At 39.3% G+C, this 532-nt stretch carries 1 protein-coding gene; it reads right to left on the bottom strand.

What is annotated here, in order from left to right:
* Nucleotides 1–53 precede the first annotated feature (53 nt).
* Complete coding sequence (cymR, locus tag FIV38_RS29905; protein ID WP_000704116.1) at nucleotides 54–470, bottom strand: cysteine metabolism transcriptional regulator CymR; 417 nt, start codon at nucleotides 468–470, stop codon at nucleotides 54–56.
* Nucleotides 471–532: the final 62 nt, after the last annotated feature.

The raw sequence follows: 532 nt of genomic DNA, 5'->3' as shown, positions 1-532 counted from the left end.
TGGGTAAATGCGTTCCATTAAATCTCCTTCTTTCCAAATCGTTTCACAAGGAATTAAATGTAAAACATATAGCCCCCGTGATTTTCTTCCTCATAACGTACTAAATCTTCTAACGTTGTACTATCTAACACTTCTTGCACCGCATCACGAACACGCATCCATAATTGGCGTTGTGCTGGCTCTTCTTCTTCTATCATTTCTACAACACTAATCGGACCCTCTAACACACGGATTACATCCCCAGCTGTAATGTTAGCCGGCTGATCTGATAATACATATCCGCCATATGCCCCGCGCGTACTCTTTACTAGACGCGCGTTACGAAGTGGTGAAATTAATTGCTCTAAGTAATGTTCCGATAAGTCATGTGCCTGCGCAATTGATTTTAATGAAATCGGACCTTCACCAAACTTTTTTGCAAGATCGATCATAATTGTTAAGCCGTAGCGGCCTTTCGTTGAAATCTTCATCTATTTTGCACCTCTTTTCAAATTTTCACTTCTATTGGTTATATCTTATTTATAAAAGAACA

The organism is Pseudomonas proteolytica (assembly GCF_007858275.1).
Taxonomy (GTDB): Bacteria; Pseudomonadota; Gammaproteobacteria; order Pseudomonadales; family Pseudomonadaceae; genus Aquipseudomonas; species Aquipseudomonas proteolytica.
This window is presented reverse-complemented; position numbering and strand designations above follow the sequence as displayed.